This is a genomic window from Bradyrhizobium sp. USDA 4353 (assembly GCF_054063215.1).
The window spans coordinates 7221164-7238238 of sequence record NZ_JBSSGB010000001.1 but is presented as its reverse complement, the minus strand read 5'-3'; the positions used below and the strand labels follow the sequence as shown (position 1 = coordinate 7238238).

At 66.5% G+C, this 17075-nt stretch carries 16 protein-coding genes and 1 tRNA gene; 4 read left to right on the top strand and 13 right to left on the bottom strand.

The genetic code is table 11. The features are described from left to right. Positions 1 to 33: 33 nt before the first annotated feature. Positions 34 to 564, bottom strand: a complete 531-nt coding sequence (locus ACVILH_RS32590) for a hypothetical protein (protein WP_456717145.1) — start codon at positions 562 to 564, stop codon at positions 34 to 36. 86 nt (positions 565 to 650) lie between these two features. Between ACVILH_RS32590 and ACVILH_RS32585 the strand changes: the two genes are divergently transcribed. After that, the gene (locus ACVILH_RS32585; protein WP_456716557.1) at positions 651 to 1421 is read left to right on the top strand and encodes an SOS response-associated peptidase; all 771 of its coding nucleotides are present in this window, start codon (positions 651 to 653) and stop codon (positions 1419 to 1421) included. A gap of 164 nt (positions 1422 to 1585) precedes the next feature. Here the strand turns inward: ACVILH_RS32585 and ACVILH_RS32580 are convergent, their stop codons facing one another. Genes ACVILH_RS32580 through ACVILH_RS32565 form a run of 4 tightly spaced genes read right to left on the bottom strand, consistent with a single transcriptional unit; the run spans position 1586 to position 5089 of the window. Beyond that, on the bottom strand, positions 1586 to 2167 hold the full coding sequence (locus tag ACVILH_RS32580; RefSeq protein ID WP_456716556.1) for an NUDIX domain-containing protein: 582 nt from the start codon (positions 2165 to 2167) through the stop codon (positions 1586 to 1588). A 9-nt stretch (positions 2168 to 2176) separates the two neighbouring features. Next, positions 2177 to 2626, bottom strand: coding sequence for a GNAT family acetyltransferase (locus ACVILH_RS32575; protein ID WP_456716555.1), 450 nt, complete (start codon positions 2624 to 2626; stop codon positions 2177 to 2179). A 15-nt stretch (positions 2627 to 2641) separates the two neighbouring features. Next, on the bottom strand, positions 2642 to 4069 hold the full coding sequence (locus ACVILH_RS32570; protein ID WP_456716554.1) for an FAD-binding oxidoreductase: 1428 nt from the start codon (positions 4067 to 4069) through the stop codon (positions 2642 to 2644). 18 nt (positions 4070 to 4087) lie between these two features. Next, positions 4088 to 5089, bottom strand: coding sequence for an L-threonylcarbamoyladenylate synthase (locus tag ACVILH_RS32565; protein ID WP_456717144.1), 1002 nt, complete (start codon positions 5087 to 5089; stop codon positions 4088 to 4090). Positions 5090 to 5316: 227 nt separating this feature from the next. Between ACVILH_RS32565 and ACVILH_RS32560 the strand changes: the two genes are divergently transcribed. From ACVILH_RS32560 to ACVILH_RS32550, 3 genes are all read left to right on the top strand, one after another. Beyond that, positions 5317 to 5393, top strand: a tRNA-Pro gene (locus tag ACVILH_RS32560). Between the two features lie 205 nt (positions 5394 to 5598). Next, positions 5599 to 7317, top strand: a complete 1719-nt coding sequence (locus ACVILH_RS32555; RefSeq protein WP_456716553.1) for an acyl-CoA dehydrogenase — start codon at positions 5599 to 5601, stop codon at positions 7315 to 7317. Positions 7318 to 7483: 166 nt separating this feature from the next. After that, on the top strand, positions 7484 to 8014 hold the full coding sequence (locus ACVILH_RS32550; protein ID WP_456716552.1) for a DUF4142 domain-containing protein: 531 nt from the start codon (positions 7484 to 7486) through the stop codon (positions 8012 to 8014). Between the two features lie 42 nt (positions 8015 to 8056). On the opposite strand, the gene ACVILH_RS32545 is transcribed toward ACVILH_RS32550, so the two are convergent. Genes ACVILH_RS32545 through ACVILH_RS32510 form a run of 8 tightly spaced genes read right to left on the bottom strand, consistent with a single transcriptional unit; the run spans position 8057 to position 17034 of the window. After that, positions 8057 to 9109, bottom strand: a complete 1053-nt coding sequence (locus ACVILH_RS32545; protein ID WP_456716551.1) for a UDP-glucuronic acid decarboxylase family protein — start codon at positions 9107 to 9109, stop codon at positions 8057 to 8059. Then, positions 9106 to 10245 (bottom strand): CgeB family protein, encoded by a 1140-nt coding sequence (locus ACVILH_RS32540; protein ID WP_456716550.1) that lies wholly within the window; start codon positions 10243 to 10245, stop codon positions 9106 to 9108. Before ACVILH_RS32540 ends, ACVILH_RS32545 begins: the two co-directional genes overlap by 4 nt. Then, positions 10242 to 11330: a CgeB family protein gene (locus ACVILH_RS32535; protein WP_456716549.1), complete on the bottom strand. Its 1089-nt coding sequence runs from the start codon at positions 11328 to 11330 to the stop codon at positions 10242 to 10244. The genes ACVILH_RS32540 and ACVILH_RS32535 overlap by 4 nt, the downstream gene beginning before the upstream one ends. Next, entirely contained in the window at positions 11327 to 12457 is a 1131-nt protein-coding gene (locus tag ACVILH_RS32530; protein WP_456716548.1) for a CgeB family protein, read from the bottom strand. The genes ACVILH_RS32535 and ACVILH_RS32530 overlap by 4 nt, the downstream gene beginning before the upstream one ends. Further along, entirely contained in the window at positions 12454 to 13578 is a 1125-nt protein-coding gene (locus ACVILH_RS32525; RefSeq protein WP_456716547.1) for a glycosyltransferase family 4 protein, read from the bottom strand. The genes ACVILH_RS32530 and ACVILH_RS32525 overlap by 4 nt, the downstream gene beginning before the upstream one ends. After that, positions 13575 to 14864: a TIGR04295 family B12-binding domain-containing radical SAM protein gene (locus ACVILH_RS32520; protein ID WP_456716546.1), complete on the bottom strand. Its 1290-nt coding sequence runs from the start codon at positions 14862 to 14864 to the stop codon at positions 13575 to 13577. The genes ACVILH_RS32525 and ACVILH_RS32520 overlap by 4 nt, the downstream gene beginning before the upstream one ends. Beyond that, positions 14861 to 15925, bottom strand: coding sequence for an NAD-dependent epimerase/dehydratase family protein (locus ACVILH_RS32515; protein ID WP_456716545.1), 1065 nt, complete (start codon positions 15923 to 15925; stop codon positions 14861 to 14863). Before ACVILH_RS32515 ends, ACVILH_RS32520 begins: the two co-directional genes overlap by 4 nt. Beyond that, complete coding sequence (locus tag ACVILH_RS32510) at positions 15922 to 17034, bottom strand: NAD-dependent epimerase/dehydratase family protein (RefSeq protein ID WP_456716544.1); 1113 nt, start codon at positions 17032 to 17034, stop codon at positions 15922 to 15924. Before ACVILH_RS32510 ends, ACVILH_RS32515 begins: the two co-directional genes overlap by 4 nt. Between the last annotated feature and the right edge of the window lie 41 nt (positions 17035 to 17075).

Genomic DNA, 17075 nt, shown 5'->3' with positions numbered 1-17075 from the left:
CGTGAAGACGATCGAGGGGACCGTCGGGAGACGCTAGAAGCTTGCCATGATGGCATCGACGGCGTCGACCTCGTCGACCTCCGCCACCGGTTCCGGATCGAACTCGATGTCGCCATTGATGATGCCGCCGGCCTGTGACACCAGCGGCTTGACCCACCCTGCCGCCTGCTCGGCGAGCTTGGCCTTGGTGGAGTCCTGCTTGGCGTCGCGCATCGCGCTGCCGACCGCGAGCAGGATGTCGGTCATGGATTTGGTGAGATGGTCGAAACGATCGCGGATCGCCGGATCGGCCTGCTCATAGGCCTCGATGACGAGATCGCGGGCCTTGAAATTGGTGTGGGTGAAATGTTCTGGATAGGTCAGCGGCGTCCACGCCAGAAAGTCCTCGGCGCATTCCGGGATATCGGGAATCATTTCGAGCAGCATCACGGCTTCGTTGAAATGATTCAGATAGTCGGTGGCGAGGCCGGTGCGCGGATTGATGTTCGCGGCACGCAGGATCGCGGCGCGCGCCGGATCGATAGCGCTGCCAGCCGGTCGTTGGGTCGTGCGATCGGAAGGCACGGAATGGGTCGCCGCTGCGGTCATCCGCTGCAGTGTTCCCAACCCCGGTTAAAAGGTGCTGAACACATCAGGATTTGAGTGAGATTATGTGTGGACGTTTTGTGATCACTTCACCACCCGCAGCGATCAGGCGGATCTTCGGCTACGAGGAGCAACCGAACTTTCCGCCGCGGCACAATATCGCTCCGACGCAGCCGATTCCCGTAGTTTTGCTGGACCAGGAGATCAAGCATTTTCGCTTGATGCGCTGGGGCTTCATGCCGGCCTGGGTGAAGGATCCCCGTAGTTTCACGCTGGTGATCAATGCGCGTTCGGAGTCCGTGCGCGAGAAGCCCGCTTTCAAGAACGCGATTCGTCGACGGCGCGTGCTTGTGCCCGCTGATGGGTATTACGAGTGGCAGGTGATCGACGGCCGCAAGCGGCCGTTCTTCATCCACCGCAGCGACCGCGCGCCGTTCGGCTTCGCAGCTCTCTCAGAAACATGGATGGGGCCGAATGGCGAGGAGGTCGACACGGTCGCGATCCTGACCGCCGCCGCGAGCGCCGATCTCGCCACCCTGCATCATCGAGTTCCCGTGACGATCAGCCCGGATGATTTCTCGCTCTGGCTCGACTGCCGCGCACACGATGCCGACGACGTGATGCATCTGATGGTGGCGCCGAAGGAGGGTGAGTTCGCCTGGTACGAGGTCTCCACGCGCGTCAACGCGGTGGCCAATGACGACGAGCAACTGCTGCTGCCAATGACCGAGGAGATGCGCGCCGCCGAGGACGCGCAGCGCAAGCCGGCGAAGAAAGTTGCGTCACGCAAGAATACAACCAATTCAGCGGACGACGGCCAGGGGAGTTTGTTCTGAGGCTAGGCGTGCACATGGGTCCACGCGAACCCTCGCCGCAAAGGCGTGGACTCCCTCTCCCCGTCCTTCACGGGGGCGCGACGAGCTTCGCTCGCGCTGGGAGGGTTGGGGTGAGGGGCAGCCGCACGAACGGTGCGAGCGGTAGCGATGTGAGAGCTCAGCCGTCAAACAAAAATCCGCAGCGCCGCGTGTTGCACCAGCATGATCGTCTTGGCGTCCTGGATGCGCCCGTCGGCGATCATTGCCAGCGCCTCGTCGATTCCGACTTCCAGCACCTCGATCTCCTCGCCCTCATGCGCGAGCCCGCCGCCGGCGCTGACGCGCATCTCGGGCTCGTAGGCCGCGACGAAGAAGTGGATCTTCTCGGTGACCACGCCCGGGCTCATGAACGCCTCGAACAGGAACTTGACGTCGTGCAGCCGGAACCCGGTCTCCTCCTCGGCCTCGAGGCGGATGCGCTCCTCCGGCGAGGCGTCGTCGAGCAGCCCGGCCGCAGCCTCGATCAAGAGATCATCGTAGCCGTTGATGAACGCAGGGTAGCGGAACTGCTTGACCAGGATGACGCTGCGCTGGGCCAGATTATAGGGCAGGATCGCAGCGGCGTTGCCGCGCTCGAACACGTCGCGGCTCTGCATCTGCCACGTGCCGTCGTCGCGCCGCCACTCGAACTTGGTCGAGGTCAGCGTGCCGTAATGGTCGGAGAGCACGCGCCGCTCATGCACGCGGATGCGGTCGGAGATGCTCATGGGAGACCTCTATTTCATTCCGGGGGTCGGCGGGCGGCCGTCGAGCCATTTCGAGAACACGACGCTGTCCTGCACGGCATAGTCGAGCGCCTGATAGAAGTCCTGCACCTTGGTGTTGTCGCCGCGCACCATCAGCATCAGCTTGGCGATGCCGCGTTCGCGCAGCCAATCCTCGGCGGCGGCCATGATCGCGCGGCCGAGATCCTGGCCGCGATGGTCGGGATCGACGCTGACGTAGTAGACCCAGCCGCGGTGGCCGTCATGGCCGACCATCGCGGATGCCGCAATGGCTCCATCGAGCCGACCAACGAGCACGGTGGACTCGTTGCCGCGGCGGGCCAGCGCGATGTCGGCAGCCGGATCGTTCCACGGCCGCGTCAGGCCGCAGCGCTGCCACAGTGCGATGATCGCGGGCACGTCGGCGTCGGTGATGTCGGAGATGGCGAGAGCAGTTTGCATGTGGGTATCGAGAGCCTAGAGCACCTTGCCGGGGTTCATGATCCCGAGCGGATCGAACTGCGCCTTGATCGCGCGCATCAGCGCGATCGCGGTCGGGTCCTTGACGTCCGGCAGCTCGTCGCGCTTGAGCACGCCGATGCCATGCTCCGCCGAGATCGAGCCGCCCATGCGCAGCACGATCTCGAACACGACCGCATTCACCTCGTGCCAGCGCGCCAGATAGTCGGCGGTGTCGGCGCCCACGGGCTGGCTGACATTGTAGTGGATGTTGCCGTCGCCGAGATGGCCGAACGGCACCGGCCGCGCGCCAGGGACCTTCCTGACGACGGCCTCATTGGCCTCGGCGATGAAGGCGGGCACCGCGGCGACCGGCACCGAGATGTCGTGCTTGATCGAGCCGCCCTCCGGCTTCTGCGCCCAGGAGATGTCCTCGCGCAGCTTCCAGAACGCCATGCGCTGGGTGAGATTCTCGGCGATCGCAGCGTCGTCGACGATGCCGGCCTCCAAGCCCTGCTCGAGAATAGTCTCCAGCGTCGCGCGCGCATCGTCACGCGACGACGACAGCTCCATCAGCACGAACCACGGATGCGGACCGGACAGCGGCGCGCGGTTGCCTGCGACGTGGCGGATCGAGAAGTCGAGCGCGATGTGGGCGATCAGCTCGAAGCTGGTCAGGCTGCCCGCCGCCTCGCGCTGCGCGATCGACAAGAGCTTCAGCGCGTCCTCCGGGGACTTGAGTCCGACGAACGCGGTCTCGATCGCGCGCGGTTTCGGAAACAGCTTGAGGCTTGCTGCGGTGATGATGCCGAGCGTGCCCTCGGCGCCGATGAAGAGATTGCGCAGGTCGTAGCCGGTGTTGTCCTTTTTCAATTTCGACAGCGCGTTCAGCACCCGCCCGTCGGCCAGCACCACCTCGACGCCGAGCGCCATCTCGCGCGCGACGCCGTAGGCGAGCGCGGCAGTGCCGCCGGCATTGGTCGAGAGGTTGCCGCCGATGGTGCAACTGCCTTCGGCGCCGAGCGACAGCGGGAACAGGCGATCGACCTCGGCGGCCTTCTGCTGCGCGGTCTGCAGCACCACGCCGGCCTCGGCGATCATGGTGTTGGAGGCGGTGTCGATGTCGCGGATCTTGTCCATGCGCTTCAACGACACCACGACCTCGCCATTGTGCGGCGTCTGCCCGCCGACGAGACCAGTGTTGCCGCCCTGCGGCGTCAGAGCGATGCGGTGCTCGCTGGCGAGCTTGCAGATTGCGGAGACCTCCGCAGTCGAGCCGGGGCGCAGCACCAGCGGCGAGCGGCCGTGGAACAGATTGCGCTCCTCGGTGACGTAAGGCGCGACGTCGGTCTCCGCGGTCAACGCCTGGCGCTCGCCGACGATGGCGGCGAATTGCGCAATCAGCTCGGGAGGCAGCGGGGGCAAAGCAGGCGGGCTGATGTTCATGGTCGGTTGCTTCCAGAGTTATCGCGGCGCGGCGGCGCGGCGCAGCCGGTCGTTGATCGCCTCGCCGAGGCCCTCGTTCGGGATCGGCATCACGGCGATGCTGCGGACGCCGCTCGCATCGAGGCTGCGAAGATAGCCGAAAAGATGCGTGGCTGCCTCTGCGGCATCGCCCGACGGCGACAGGTTCAGCATCGCGGCAGCGCCAGCGGCGCCGGGCAGGCTTGCGGGGCCGAAGGCGAGCAGCGCCTCGCCCGCCGCGAGGTCGGTCGCCTCGAGGCGGACGGTGGCGTGTGGCGCATAATGCGAGGCCAGCATGCCCGGCGCGAGCGGCTGCTCGGCGGCATGCATCTCGGCAGCTGCTGGCCGCGCCAGAGGCTGGCCGAGCACCGCCTCGATCGCCTCGCTGGGAACCCCGCCGGGGCGCAGCAGTGTGGGCGCCTCGAAGCAGCCGATGATGGTCGATTCGACGCCGACCTCGACCGGCCCGCCGTCCAGGATCAGGTCGATTCGCCCCGAGAGATCGGCCGCGACATGGGCTGCCGTCGTCGGCGACACGTGACCGGAGATGTTCGCCGAGGGCGCCACCACGGCGCCGCCAAAGGCCGCGAGCAGCGCCCGCGCAATGGGATGGGCGGGTACGCGGATAGCGACCGTCTCGAGACCGGCGGTGGCGAGATCGGCGACGGGACACCCGTCCGCCTGCGGGACGACCAGCGTCAGCGGCCCCGGCCAGAACGCAGCAGCCAGTCGCTCGGCCATGGCATCGAAGCGGCCGATTCGCCTGGCAGCAGCGACATCGGCGACATGGGCGATCAGGGGGTTGAACGCCGGCCGCCCCTTGGCCTGGTAGAGGTGGGCGATCGCGGTCGCATGGCTCGCATCGGCGCCAAGGCCGTAGACGGTCTCGGTCGGAAACGCGACCAGCCCGCCGCGTGCGAGCACGGCCGCCGCCGCGGCGATCCCGCTCGCGTCGGCAGGCAGGACCTGCGTGTTCAGCGCTGTCGTCTCAAGCTCGGACATCATGGGCCGGCGGTGGTAGCTTTGCGCGCCCGCTATAGCGGCTGGGGCGGAGCGAATGAAGCGCGCAAATCGCCCGGCGTCTTGCGCCTGCGCCATAGCTGTGGGGTAAAGCCACGCTGCGCCAAGGAGTTAACCCATCCGCCCGCGATCTGCGATTTCGATGCGAATTCCTGCCTCGTGTGCCTTGCGGAGACGGAAACCCGACGCTATAAGCCGGCTTCCCAAGTCGGAGCGTGGCTCAGCCCGGTAGAGCACTGCGTTCGGGACGCAGGGGTCGCAGGTTCGAATCCTGCCGCTCCGACCATTCTTTCGAATCCCTGCATCAATCTCCCATCATCATCCGTTAGACGGCTTTCCGCCGACGGGAAGGCCATGGCGACAGCTCGCGCCTGGAGCGTGGCCGTCGTCGGGATGGCGCGGATCCGGCGAGACTATCGGCGGATTGCCGGGCATGCCGCGCCCTGGCACAGCGAAGGCTGCTCCGGAACTCACCCCTCGAATAGCCTCCGATGACCCGCGCCAGCATTCCGCCGATCGACTGCACCAGCCTTCAAGTCCAGCTCGCGGCCCTGCCGGGTCTCGCTCGGCTGCGGCAATTGTCCGCCGGCTTTGCCGAAGCGTCCGACGAGACGATCGCAGCCATTCTCGAGCAGGCGGCCGCCTTCTCGGCCGATCGGCTCGAAGCCCTCAACGCGCAATCGGACAGTGCGCCGCCGCGGCTGACGGATGGCGTGGTCGCGACCTCACAGTTGCACCGCGAGGTCTGGCGCGACTATGCCGAGGGCGGCTGGATCGCGCTGGACCTCCCGGAGCAGCTTGGCGGGCAGGGGCTGCCGCTGGTCATAGCCGTGGCGGTGCAGGAGGTGTTCGATCGTCATTGCGCGGCGTTCGGCATGCTGCCGGTGCCGATGCGCTCGGCGGTGAGGCTGATCGATGCCTGGACCTCCGACGAGGCCATCCGCGCGGAATGGCTGCCGAAGCTGGTCGCGGGCGAGTGGGGCGCGACGATCTGCATCTCCGAGGTCGGCGCCGGCTCGGATGCCAGCCGTATCCGGACCAAGGCCGTTACCCGCGGCGACGGGCGCTGGTCGATCACCGGCGAGAAGCAATGGATTTCGTTCGGCGGCCACGATCTGACCGGCCGCATCGTGCATTGCCTGCTGGCGCGCACCGATGGCGCCAAGGGACTGTCGCTCTTCCTCGTTCCCGATCGCATCGATGACGCGGCCAACGGCATCGTCGTCCGCAACATCGAGCACAAGCTTGGCCTGCATCTGTCGCCGACCTGCGCGATGGGTTTTGAGAACGCCACCGGCTATCTGCTCGGCGAAGAAGGCCGCGGCCTGTCGCAGATGTTCGTCATGATCACCAACATGCGAATGGCGGTCGGTGCCATGGGCCTCGGCATCGCATCGGCGGCTGCCGACACTGCCCTTGGCTATGCCCGTCAGCGCCTTCAGGGCGGAGCCGGCGCGCAGCCATTGCCGATTACGGCGCATGCCGACGTTCAGCGCATGCTGATGTCGATGCAGGCGAATGTCGAGACCGCGCGCGCCCTCATCTATGCCGCCGCGGTCGAGGCCGATCTCGCACGCGCCGAGACCGATGCGGAGGCGCGGCGTGATAGCTCGGCGCTGACACAATGGCTGTTGCCGATCATCAAGACGCTCGGCGGCGAGCTTGCCTTCACGACCGCGGACAGTGCCATCCAGGTGCTCGGGGGCGCCGGCTACACGACGGACTGGCCCGTCGAGCAGCTGCTGCGCGACTCGCGCGTGCTGCCGATCTTCGAAGGGACCACCGGGATGCAAGGGCTCGACCTGCTGCATCGCCGATTGTGGAAGGACGGCGGCGCGGGACTGCGTGTGTTCCTGACGCGCGCGAAGGCCGACATCGCGGCGATGGCTTCGCACGACGCAGAGGCAGCCAAGGCTGCAGGCGAGATCGTCGAATTGCTGGATGCGACGGCGGAGCAGCTCGCGCGCATGACGGATCGCCCGCGCGACGCCGAGGCCGGCGCCACGGCCTTTCTGCACCTCGCGATCGACGCTGCGCTCGGCTGGTCGGCAGCCCGGCTCGCCGCGATCGACGGAGCCGCGCCCGCGTGCGTTCGCTTGCGGACGCTCGGCCGTTTCCTGATCGATGATCTCCTCGCCCGGGCTCGGTGCCACGCCGCGATGGCCACCCGAGGCGCTGCGTCGCTGGACGGTTTCTCTGCGCTGGTCTGAGCCGATCGAGGGATCGAAATCGAGTCGTCTTGGTGCGGCGGTCGGCGTCGAGTTGCGTTGTGTCGATCCGGCTCGCCAACTCGTGACCCATGGCCTGCACCCATAGGAACCATCTCGGGCCGCCGCTCTTGCAGTCGCGACACAGGCTCCAACCCGGAGATGGATAATGACCAAGACGACCAGCGCTGTTCGCAACAGAACCTTGCCGGCCCTCGCTACCGCCTGCGCCGTGACCCTGCTCATGGTCGGCGGCGCCGGTGCTGCCCCGAAGGGCCAGTCGCCGGCCAAGGATCAGCATTTCATGACGGAGGCGATCGAGGGTGATCTGTCCGAGGTCAACATGGGCAAGCTGGCGCAGCAGAAGGGCCAAAGCGATCAGGTCAAGCAGTTCGGACAGGCGCTGCAGCAGGATCATGGCGACCATCTGCAGAAGGCTCAGCAACTGGCGAGCCAGAACGGCATGAAGGTGCCGTCCGAGCCGAACAAGCAGCAGCAGGCGATCTACAACAAGCTGGAAGGCATGTCCGGGGACCGTTTCGACCGCGCCTTCGCGAAAGCGATGGTCAGCGATCACGAGAAGGACATCAAGAAGTACCAGAAGGAAGCTGCAGCGAACTCGCCATTGTCGGACTTCGCCCAGCAGACCGTTCCCGTGCTGCAGAAGCACTTGGACATGGCCAAATCGCTCGGCAAGTGACCCTTCATGGTGCCCGGCTCGATCCGGGCACCAACTTCTTTCCTATTGCGAGCGGGCGATGGCCAGTTGCGCGCGGCCCTGCCGGCGTTGCGGCCGCTTATCCGGACCGGAGGGGGCACGCCCGGCGACTTCCAGTGCGAAATAGGCGATCGTTGCCTCCAGCCCCTTGCGCAGCGGGATCTGCGGACGCCAGCCGAGCAGCCGCTCGGCCGCGCTGATCACCGGCTTGCGGCGCTTGGGATCGTCGACCGGCAGCGGCTTGAACTCGAGCGTCGAGCTCGACTGCGTGCAGGTCAGCACCTCGCGCGCGATCGCCTCGATGCTCATCTCATGCGGATTGCCGAGATTGACCGGGCCGGTGACCGAGGCCGGACTTTCCATCAGCATCTCGAGCCCGCGCACGAGGTCGTCGACGAAGCAGAAGCTGCGCGTCTGATTGCCGGAGCCATAGACCGTGATCGGCGCGCCGCGCAGCGCCTGCACGATGAAGTTCGAAACCACGCGGCCGTCATTCTCGTGCATGCGCGGACCGTAGGTGTTGAAGATGCGTGCGACCTTGATCTCGGTCCCGTACATGCGCTGATAATCGAACATCAAGGTCTCGGCGGCGCGTTTGCCTTCGTCATAGCAGGCGCGCGGGCCGATCGTGTTGACGTGTCCGACATAGTTCTCCGGTTGCGGATGCACTTCCGGATCGCCATAGACCTCGCTGGTCGACGCCTGGAGGATGCGCGCGGATTTCTGTTGCGCGAGCTCCAGCAGATTGAGCGTGCCGAGCACGCAGGTCTTCATGGTGCCGACCGGATCCTGCTGATAGTGCGGCGGCGATGCCGGACAGGCGAAATTGTAGACGCGGTCGAGCCGTCCTTCGATCTCCAGCGGCTCCCGCACATCGTGCTCGATGAAGCTGAAATTGGGATGATTGAGCAGCGGACGGATGTTGCGCACCGAGCCCGTGTGCAGATTGTCGATGCAGATCACGGTGTCGCCGCGCCTGAGCAAGGTGTCGCAGATATGCGAGCCGATGAATCCCGCGCCGCCGGCCACGAGCGTGCGGAGGGAGCGTCGGGTGGGGATGGAGATCTGAATGGTCATGACAATCCCAGTTTCAATTCGACGGGGGCTTCGGTCGCAGCGGTCTTCGGCTGTCGCGCAGGGCGCGCTCGGCGGGCCAGCGCCTCGCGGTAGTAGTCTTCGAGCTGACGGGCGCGGTGATCGGGCGTGTGGTCGCGGCGAACGCGACGGCTGGCGCGCTCGGCGATGCCGAGCCGCGTGTCCTCCGGCATCTCCCGGAGAATGCTGGTGACGTCCTGCGGCGTGGACACCACCAGGATCTCGCTGTTCGGCACGAAGATCGTCTCGAGCCCGGGCCAGTGATCGGACAGCACCGGCGTGCCGCACGCAGCCGCCTCGAACAGCCGCACGCTTGGCGAGAAGCCGAGGGCGCGCATGTCGGCCCGCGTCACGTTGAGCGTGAAGCGCTGCGCGGAGAAGAACTCGGCGTGTTGGCGCGGCGCCAGATGCGCGATGCGCTCGACATTGGCGGGCCAGGCGATCGTGTCGGGATATTGCGCGCCGGCGACGACGAAATCATCGTCGGCAAGCCCGCACGCCGGCTCGATCAGGAAGCGGTCGAGCTGCGGCTGACGGTCGGCGCTGTAGGTGCCGAGATAGCCCAGCGTCCAGCGCTCCGGCGTCTCGCGCGGTTGATAGAGCTCGAGATCCGCGCTGCAATAGAGAACGCGCGCCAGCGGGCTGCCATAGAGATCCTCGATCATCGCCAGCGCCGGGCCACCGGAGAACGACAGATAAAGATCAAAGCGCGGGATCATCGCCGGCGACAGATAGTCGAGCCCATGCTCGAGCTGCGCCAGGGTCACCGGCGTATCGATGTCATAGAACGCGGTGACACCGCGAGCGTGCGAGGTCACCCAGTCGGCGATGGCGATGCCGTCCGGCACATAGGAGCCGATGATGACGAGGTCGGCGTCGCGGATCGCAGCACCGAACAGCCGTGGCAGGTCCTGCAGCGATTGATAGAGCTTGACGCTCCAGCCGTCGGGATCGGTGAGGTCGCGGTGGTCGCGATACCAGGGCACGTCGCGCTCCAGGAAGGTCACGCTGTGGCCGCGCCGCGCCAGCGCCGACAGCAGCGCACGATAGGTGGTGGCGTGGCCGTTGCCCCAGGACGATGTGACCGACAATCCGATGACGACGATGTTCAGGTTCATTCTGCAGCCTCGATCCGGGTGCTCATGCCCTCGAGCAGATTGTTGAACTGATGGGCGCGTTGGCGATAGGTGTGATGCGCCAGGACGCGTGCGCGGCCGCGCTCGCCGATGGCGCGAGCGCGCTCGGGGGACAACGCGTCGAGATGCGCCGCCACCGCGGCGCCGTCGGCGGCGACCAGGACCTCGCGGTCGGGCTCAAGAAACAGATCGATGCCCTCCCATTGATCCGTGATCAGGCACGCGCCGGCGCCTGCGGCCTCGAATACGCGCGTCGGCGGCGAGTAACCGTAGGCCGCCATGCTGTCGCGATTGACGTTCAGGGTGGCGCGCGCCGAGCAGAAGAACGCGTTGTGATCGGCAGTGCCGACATGGCCGACCGCGCGGATGTTGCGCGGCATCGGCTTGTCGTGCCAGCCCGAGCCGCCGAGAACGAACGTCTGCTCCGGACGCTGCGCTGCGGCTTCGATGAAGAAGCGTTCGATGCGCGCCTCGCGGTCCGGCAGGCGATTGGCCAGCAGATTGAGATCGGACTCGAACTCGGCGCGCGGCGGCGCTGGATGATGCGTCTCGGGATCCAGCGCGTTGTAGATCGGCGCGCAGGCGCGGGCGCCGGCAAGGCGATAGGCGCGCACGACCGGATCGCCGCCGCCATAGGTCAGGACCGCGTCATAGCGGGGAATGGCCGTGCGCAAATGATGCTGCGGATCGGCGGCGATGGCGTCCAGGGTCGCGGGGGCATCGACGTCCCAATAAATGCGGAGGGCATCGGTCGAGACCGTCGCGATGGCGTCCTCGAGCTCGGCATCGAACACGCCGACGCCGCTGGCCTTGACCAGGAGGTCGGCCGATCGCACCGCCTCGTCGAGCGCACGCTGCCATCCGTCCGGTGTCGCCGGATACACGACGTCCCTGGCCCAACTGGGATCACTGATATCGCGATGCGCCTGCCGCTCGAATGCATCCGGCTCGTAGAAGGTGACGTGGTGGCCGAGCGCTGCGATCTCCTTCAGCATGCCGCGATAATAGGTGGCGGCGCCGTTCCAATAGGAGGAGACAAGGCTGGAGCCGAAAAAGCAGATGTTCACGATGCGGCTCCTTCGAATTCTGTCGCGGCCGCGGGCTCATCGCCGTCCCTGAGCCGCTGCGCGATCTGCAGCAGCTCGCGCGCGCGATGGCGGCAGGTGTGATGCGCGAGCACAGCGCTGCGTGCTCTTGCGGCGATGTCGGCGGCGTAATCGGAATCGGACAGCAAGGTGCGCAATGCGTCGCGCATCTCGGTCCCCGATGACACGCGCACATAGGTCTCACTCGGAAACAGCGCCTCAGCGTCGTCCCATGGCGCCGATACGATCGGAATGCCGCAGGCCATCGCCTCGAACATGCGGATGGTCGGGATGCCCGGCAGCGATCGCGCATACGGAGCACGTGGCACGTGCACCGTGACGCGCGCCTTGGCGAATGCCTCGGGGGCGCGGTGTGCGGGCAGCCAGCCGCCATAGCGGATGCCGGCCTGCCGCATCGCCGTGAGCGCATCATCGGGATAGCGGACGCCATAGATGGTGGCGTCGAGCTGCAGCGCGGCGACCGGAGCGATCAGGAATTCCCTGAGCTCGGCGCTGCGCTCATCGTCGCCCCAATTGCCGATCCAGACGAGATCGTGCCGCGCGATGACATCGGTTAGCGGACGATACAGCGCAGTATCCGCCGCCTCGTGCCAGGTGAAGGCGCGCGACGTCCAGCCGAGCGTCAGATAGATCTGGCGCAGCACCTCGCCAAAGGCGAGCACGCCGTCATAGCCCGTCAGATCGAAGCGGCCGAGCTCGTGCGGCGCGGTCACGGCGCGGTGATGCGTGTCATGGAAGAGGAGCACGAAGCGCCCGGTCGCGATGCGGTGACGGCCGATCGCCTTGACGAGGTCGGGCTCGTTCCATTCATGCACGATGACGAGATCGGCGCCATCGAGCGCCTCGTCGAGATCGAGCGTGCCATCATAGGCTCTGACGTCGACGCCGGAGAACAGTGCGGGGACCGCGCGCAGGCTGGCATTGCCGCCATCCTTGATCGCGTTCAGGCGGCTCCACCCGTCAGCCGGCTCGTAGACGACGACCTCGTGGCCGAGTGCATGCAGCTCGCGCGCGACGCCACGCAGGAAATGGGCATTGCCATTGTTCCAGCAGGACGAGAACGCATGGTAGAACAGCACGCACTTCATGCACAGGCCTCGGCGAGAATGTTCGGACGGTGATCAGGCGCGGCTTGCGCGAGCAGGTTGCCGTAGAGCTCGCCATAGGACGTGGCCATGCGACTGAGCGTGTAGCGGGCGGCACGCTGGCGTGCGGCGTCCTGCAAGGTGGTGCGCGCGCGATGATCCGTTGCGAGCCAGCTCAGCGTGCTCCTGAGCGCGCGGCTATCAGTCGGCACCACGAACAGCGCCGCATCCTGCCAGAGCTCGCGGAAGGTCGGGATATCGGCCAGCACGAGCGCGCAGCCGGCAGACGCCGCCTCGAGCACGGACAGGCCGAACGGCTCGTACAACGCCGGACTTGCAAAGATCGCGGCGCGGCTCATCCAGTCGCGCAGCTCGGCATGCGCAAGCTCACCCAGCTGCTGCAATGATGACGGAGCATCGGTCGTGTCGGTGCCGGCCCCTGCAACGCGAACCGAGCAGGGCAGACCGTCTGCGCATTCAGCGAGCACAAGGAGGTTCTTGGCCTTGTCCCACATCCGCCCCGCCGCAAGCACGAATGTGTCCTTCGACGTCGGCGCTTGGCCGACGGCGGCCGTGCCATTCCAGATCAGAGCACCCGGACGATGCGGCTGGTAGATGCGACCGATCACCTCGCCAAAGGCGCAGCTGGGCGCCACCCAGGCATCGGCCTGCCGCAGGCCCTCGGCGACCAGTGCGCGATAGCGTTGCCAGCGTGGCTCCTCCAGGAAATCGGTCTCTTGACAGGCCAGTCCCCACGAATGAACGCAGGAATGTGCGACCACCAACACCGGCGCCCGCCAGTCGAATGTGGCCTCACGAAAGCTGTTGAGATGGACGAGGTCCGGCTCGATTTCGCGTTCAAGCGTAAGCAGCACGCGGCGCGCATGGTCGAGATCACAGGCGTCCGGGTCCTGCCATTCCAGCGCGAGGTTCGTCTCGACGAGTTGGACGCTCGTGCCCTGCAGCATCGCGCGCTGATCCGCCCGCGGCGCCGGACCCAACGTCACCAGATGAATGTCGGCGCCGCGCGCGGCCAAGGTCGTCGCCAGCGACGTCGCATAGCTCCACACGCCGCCGACAGTGTCGGTCGTCATCAGGATGCGGACGCCGGCGAGCGTGCTCATGGCGCGACCTGCAGCTCGAGGGCAGTAAGCGGGATCGGGCGTTCGTTCTGCACGTCGCTGAACTGGCTGAACAGCTTCAGGTAGTGTGCGTGCGCGCGCTCCCAGGCCTGGTCGTCGGGCACGCCCCACAGCTTCTGATAGTCCGGCGATCCCGGATAGGGATAGAGCGGCACGGGATCGTTGGCCCACACGCCGGCATCCTGCATCCGCTGCCGCCAGCGCTGCACGACGGGATCGTCGTCCTGCGGCATCTCGATCAGATTGGCTTGCACGAAGGGCACGTGCCGCCGCGCCTCGACCAGGCGGTCGGCGAGTTGCTCGGTGGTCATCCGGCAGTTCTTGGCCAGCGCCGCGCGGCCTTCCGGCGTCAGGCTCTCGATGCCGGCCTCGATCGAGACGCAGCCGGCGCGTCCGAGCAGCTCCAGCATCTCCGGCTTCCACAGATCGATGCGCGTCTGGACGCCGAATTTGAGCCCGCGCGCGACGAGGCCGTGCAGCAGCTCGGCATTGGGCAGGAAGATCTCGTCGATGAAGTAGACATATTCGACGCCTTGCGCGCGCAGGCGATCGACCTCGTCGAGAATGACGGCCGGCGGGCGCTTGCGATAGGCGTTGCGGAAATTGTCCTTGGCGCAGAACGTGCAGTGATAGGGACAGCCGCGCGAGGCCTCGACCTCCGCGCCGGGGCCTGTCGGCGTCGCCTCGAAGCGGTGATGGTGATGATGGTGCCGGCGGATCATCTCGTCCGGCCATTGCAGCGCCGGCTGATCGGTGAACACGGTGGCCTGCGGTCCGCCGTTGATGCCGATGTCGCCAGTGGCGGCCTTGAAGCAGATGCCGGCGAAGTCGCGCTCGCCATTCGCCAGCCGCAGCACGCTGTGCTCGCATTCACCTATCACGACGACGTCGACGCCGAGCTTGCGCAGCGTCATGCGTGGTGTGGTCGAGCCGTGCGGGCCGACCGCGACGAGGACAGCGCCGCTGTCGCGTAGCGTCATCACGAGCTGCTGCGGCACGCGCAGCTCGGGCGGCGCGCAGCGCCAGAACAGATAGGTCGGCGCCGTCGTCAGCACGATCATGTCCGGCCGGAATGCGGCGAGCTCGGCGAGGATGTCCGACGCCGACAGGTCGAACATGTGGGCGTCAAGCAGCAGCGTCGTGTGACCGGCCTCGCGCAGCAGATGCTGGGAGACGCCTAGCTCGATCGGCAGATGCGGGCTGCGGCAGCCGAAATAGATGCTGCCGTCGAACGTCCAGTTCGGATTGATCAGAGCGACGCGGGTCATGCCAGCGCCTCCTGGCCCCGCTGCTCGCTGAAGCGGCCAGCAAGCCAGCCATGCAGCCCGCGAAGTCCATCGGCAAAGGACGTGCGCGGCCGCCATCCGGTCGCGCCGGCCAGCGCGCTGATGTCGGTGACGTACCAGGGCTGGTCGCCGGGGCGCCAATCCGAGAAGCTGTATTCGACCGGTCCCGAGAGTTGCCCGATCTGGTCGATCAGCTCCAGCAGGCTGATCGCATTCGACAGTCCGCCGCCAAGGTTGAAGACGTGGCCGCGCGTGGTGTCGATCTGATCGAGCACCGCGAGCCAGGCGTCGACCGCATCGGCGACATAGAGCGCGTCGCGTACCTGGCAGCCGTCGCCATAAATCGTCAATGGCGCGCCGCGCAGCGCGGAGAGCACGAAATGGGCGATCCAGCCCTGATCCTCATTGCCGAATTGCCGCGGGCCATAGATGCAGCTCATCCGCAGCACGGCGGTCTTCAACCCGTAGACGCGGGCATAATCGTGAACATATTGGTCGGCGGCGCCCTTCGAGCAGCCATAGGGGCTGTAGAGATCGAGCGGCGCCCGCTCGGAGACGCCTTGCGCCAGCACGTCGCTGATCGGCCGATAGCGCTGGCCGATGCGGGTGATCTCGTCGTCGCCGATCAGCCGGCCGTAGACCTTGTTGGTCGAGGCGAACAGCACCGGCACGTCCGGATTATGCAGGCGAACGGCCTCAAGCACATTGAGTGTGCCGCGTGCGTTGATCTCGAAATCGTCCACGGGGCTGTCGAGGCTGGAGGTCACGGCGACTTGTGCGGCGAGGTGCAGCACGGCCTTGGCCTGCTTCACCGTGTCGATCACCGTAATCGGCTCCCGGATGTCTCCGACGATGATGGTGATCCGGTCGCCGTGGCGCGACTTCAGCCATTGCGCGTTCTCGCGCACGCCGGCGCGGATGAGATTGTCGAGGATCAGCACATGGTCGCCGCGGGTCGCGAGCCGGTCGGCGAGATTGCAGCCGATGAAGCCGCAGCCGCCGGTGATCACTATCGGAGCCTGGTTCGATGCCGCGTCCATCATGCAACCAGCCCGCGCCGCGACAGCTCTTCGGTCGCCTTCTCCGCCTGGTCGTCGGCGATCTGATCGGCGAGATAATGCGCGAGCTCGTCGAGCCCGTCCTCGAAGCGCACCGCTGGTTTGAAGCCGAGCAGGCGCTCGCTCTTGCTGATATCGGCGAAGCAGTGCCGGATGTCGCCCGCGCGATATTTTGCGGTGATCGTCGGCGTCATCTGCGAGCGACCCATGACGCGCGCGAGATCCTCCGCGACGGAGACGATGCTGCGGCTCTGGCCGGAGCCGATATTGAACACGTCGTCGGCATGGTCGCTTTCGAGCGCCAGCACACAGGCGCGGGCGACGTCATGGACGTGGACGAAGTCGCGGCGCTGCCGGCCATCCTCGAACACCAGCGGCGGGCGGTCGTTGAGCAGCCTCGCCGCGAAGATCGCGAGCACGCCGGTATAGGGATTGGACAGCGCCTGGCGCGGGCCGAACACGTTGAAGAAGCGCAGCGCCAGCGTCGGGATGCCGTAGGCCTTGCCGGTGATCAGGCACATCCGCTCCTGCGCGTATTTGTTCAAGGCATAGATCGAGCTGAGCGTCGGCTGCTTGGTCTCGGGGGTCGGCATCGGTTCAAGCGTGCCACCGACAGCGTCCGTGAGCTCCCAATCGCCGCGCTTGAGCTGATCGAGCGTACGCTCGTCCGGCGCGACGATGGAGCCGTCGGCCGCCCGGCAGGCGCCTTCGCCATAGACGCTCATGGAGGATGCGACGATTAGACGTGCGACGGGCCTGTTCGCGAGCGCCTGTAGCAGCACCGCGGTGCCGAGCTCGTTGGTGCGCACGTAGGACTCGATGTCATACATGCTCTGGCCGACGCCGACGCTGGAGGCGAGATGCAGCACCTTGTCGACGCCGCGGAGCGCGCGCTCGACGGCGAGCGGATCGGTGACGTCGCCGATCAGCAGCTCGGCGTCCGCGTTTAAATAAGACGGGCGCTGGCGCTGCGGGCCATGCACCTGGGGAGAGAGCGAGTCGAGCAGCCTGACCTCGTAGCCCGCGGAGATCAGAGCATCGGCGGTATGGGAGCCGATGAACCCTGCGCCTCCGGTAATCAGGACACGTGTCATGCCGAGCTACTCCCTCTCACTGATTTTGGAACGAACTCTCC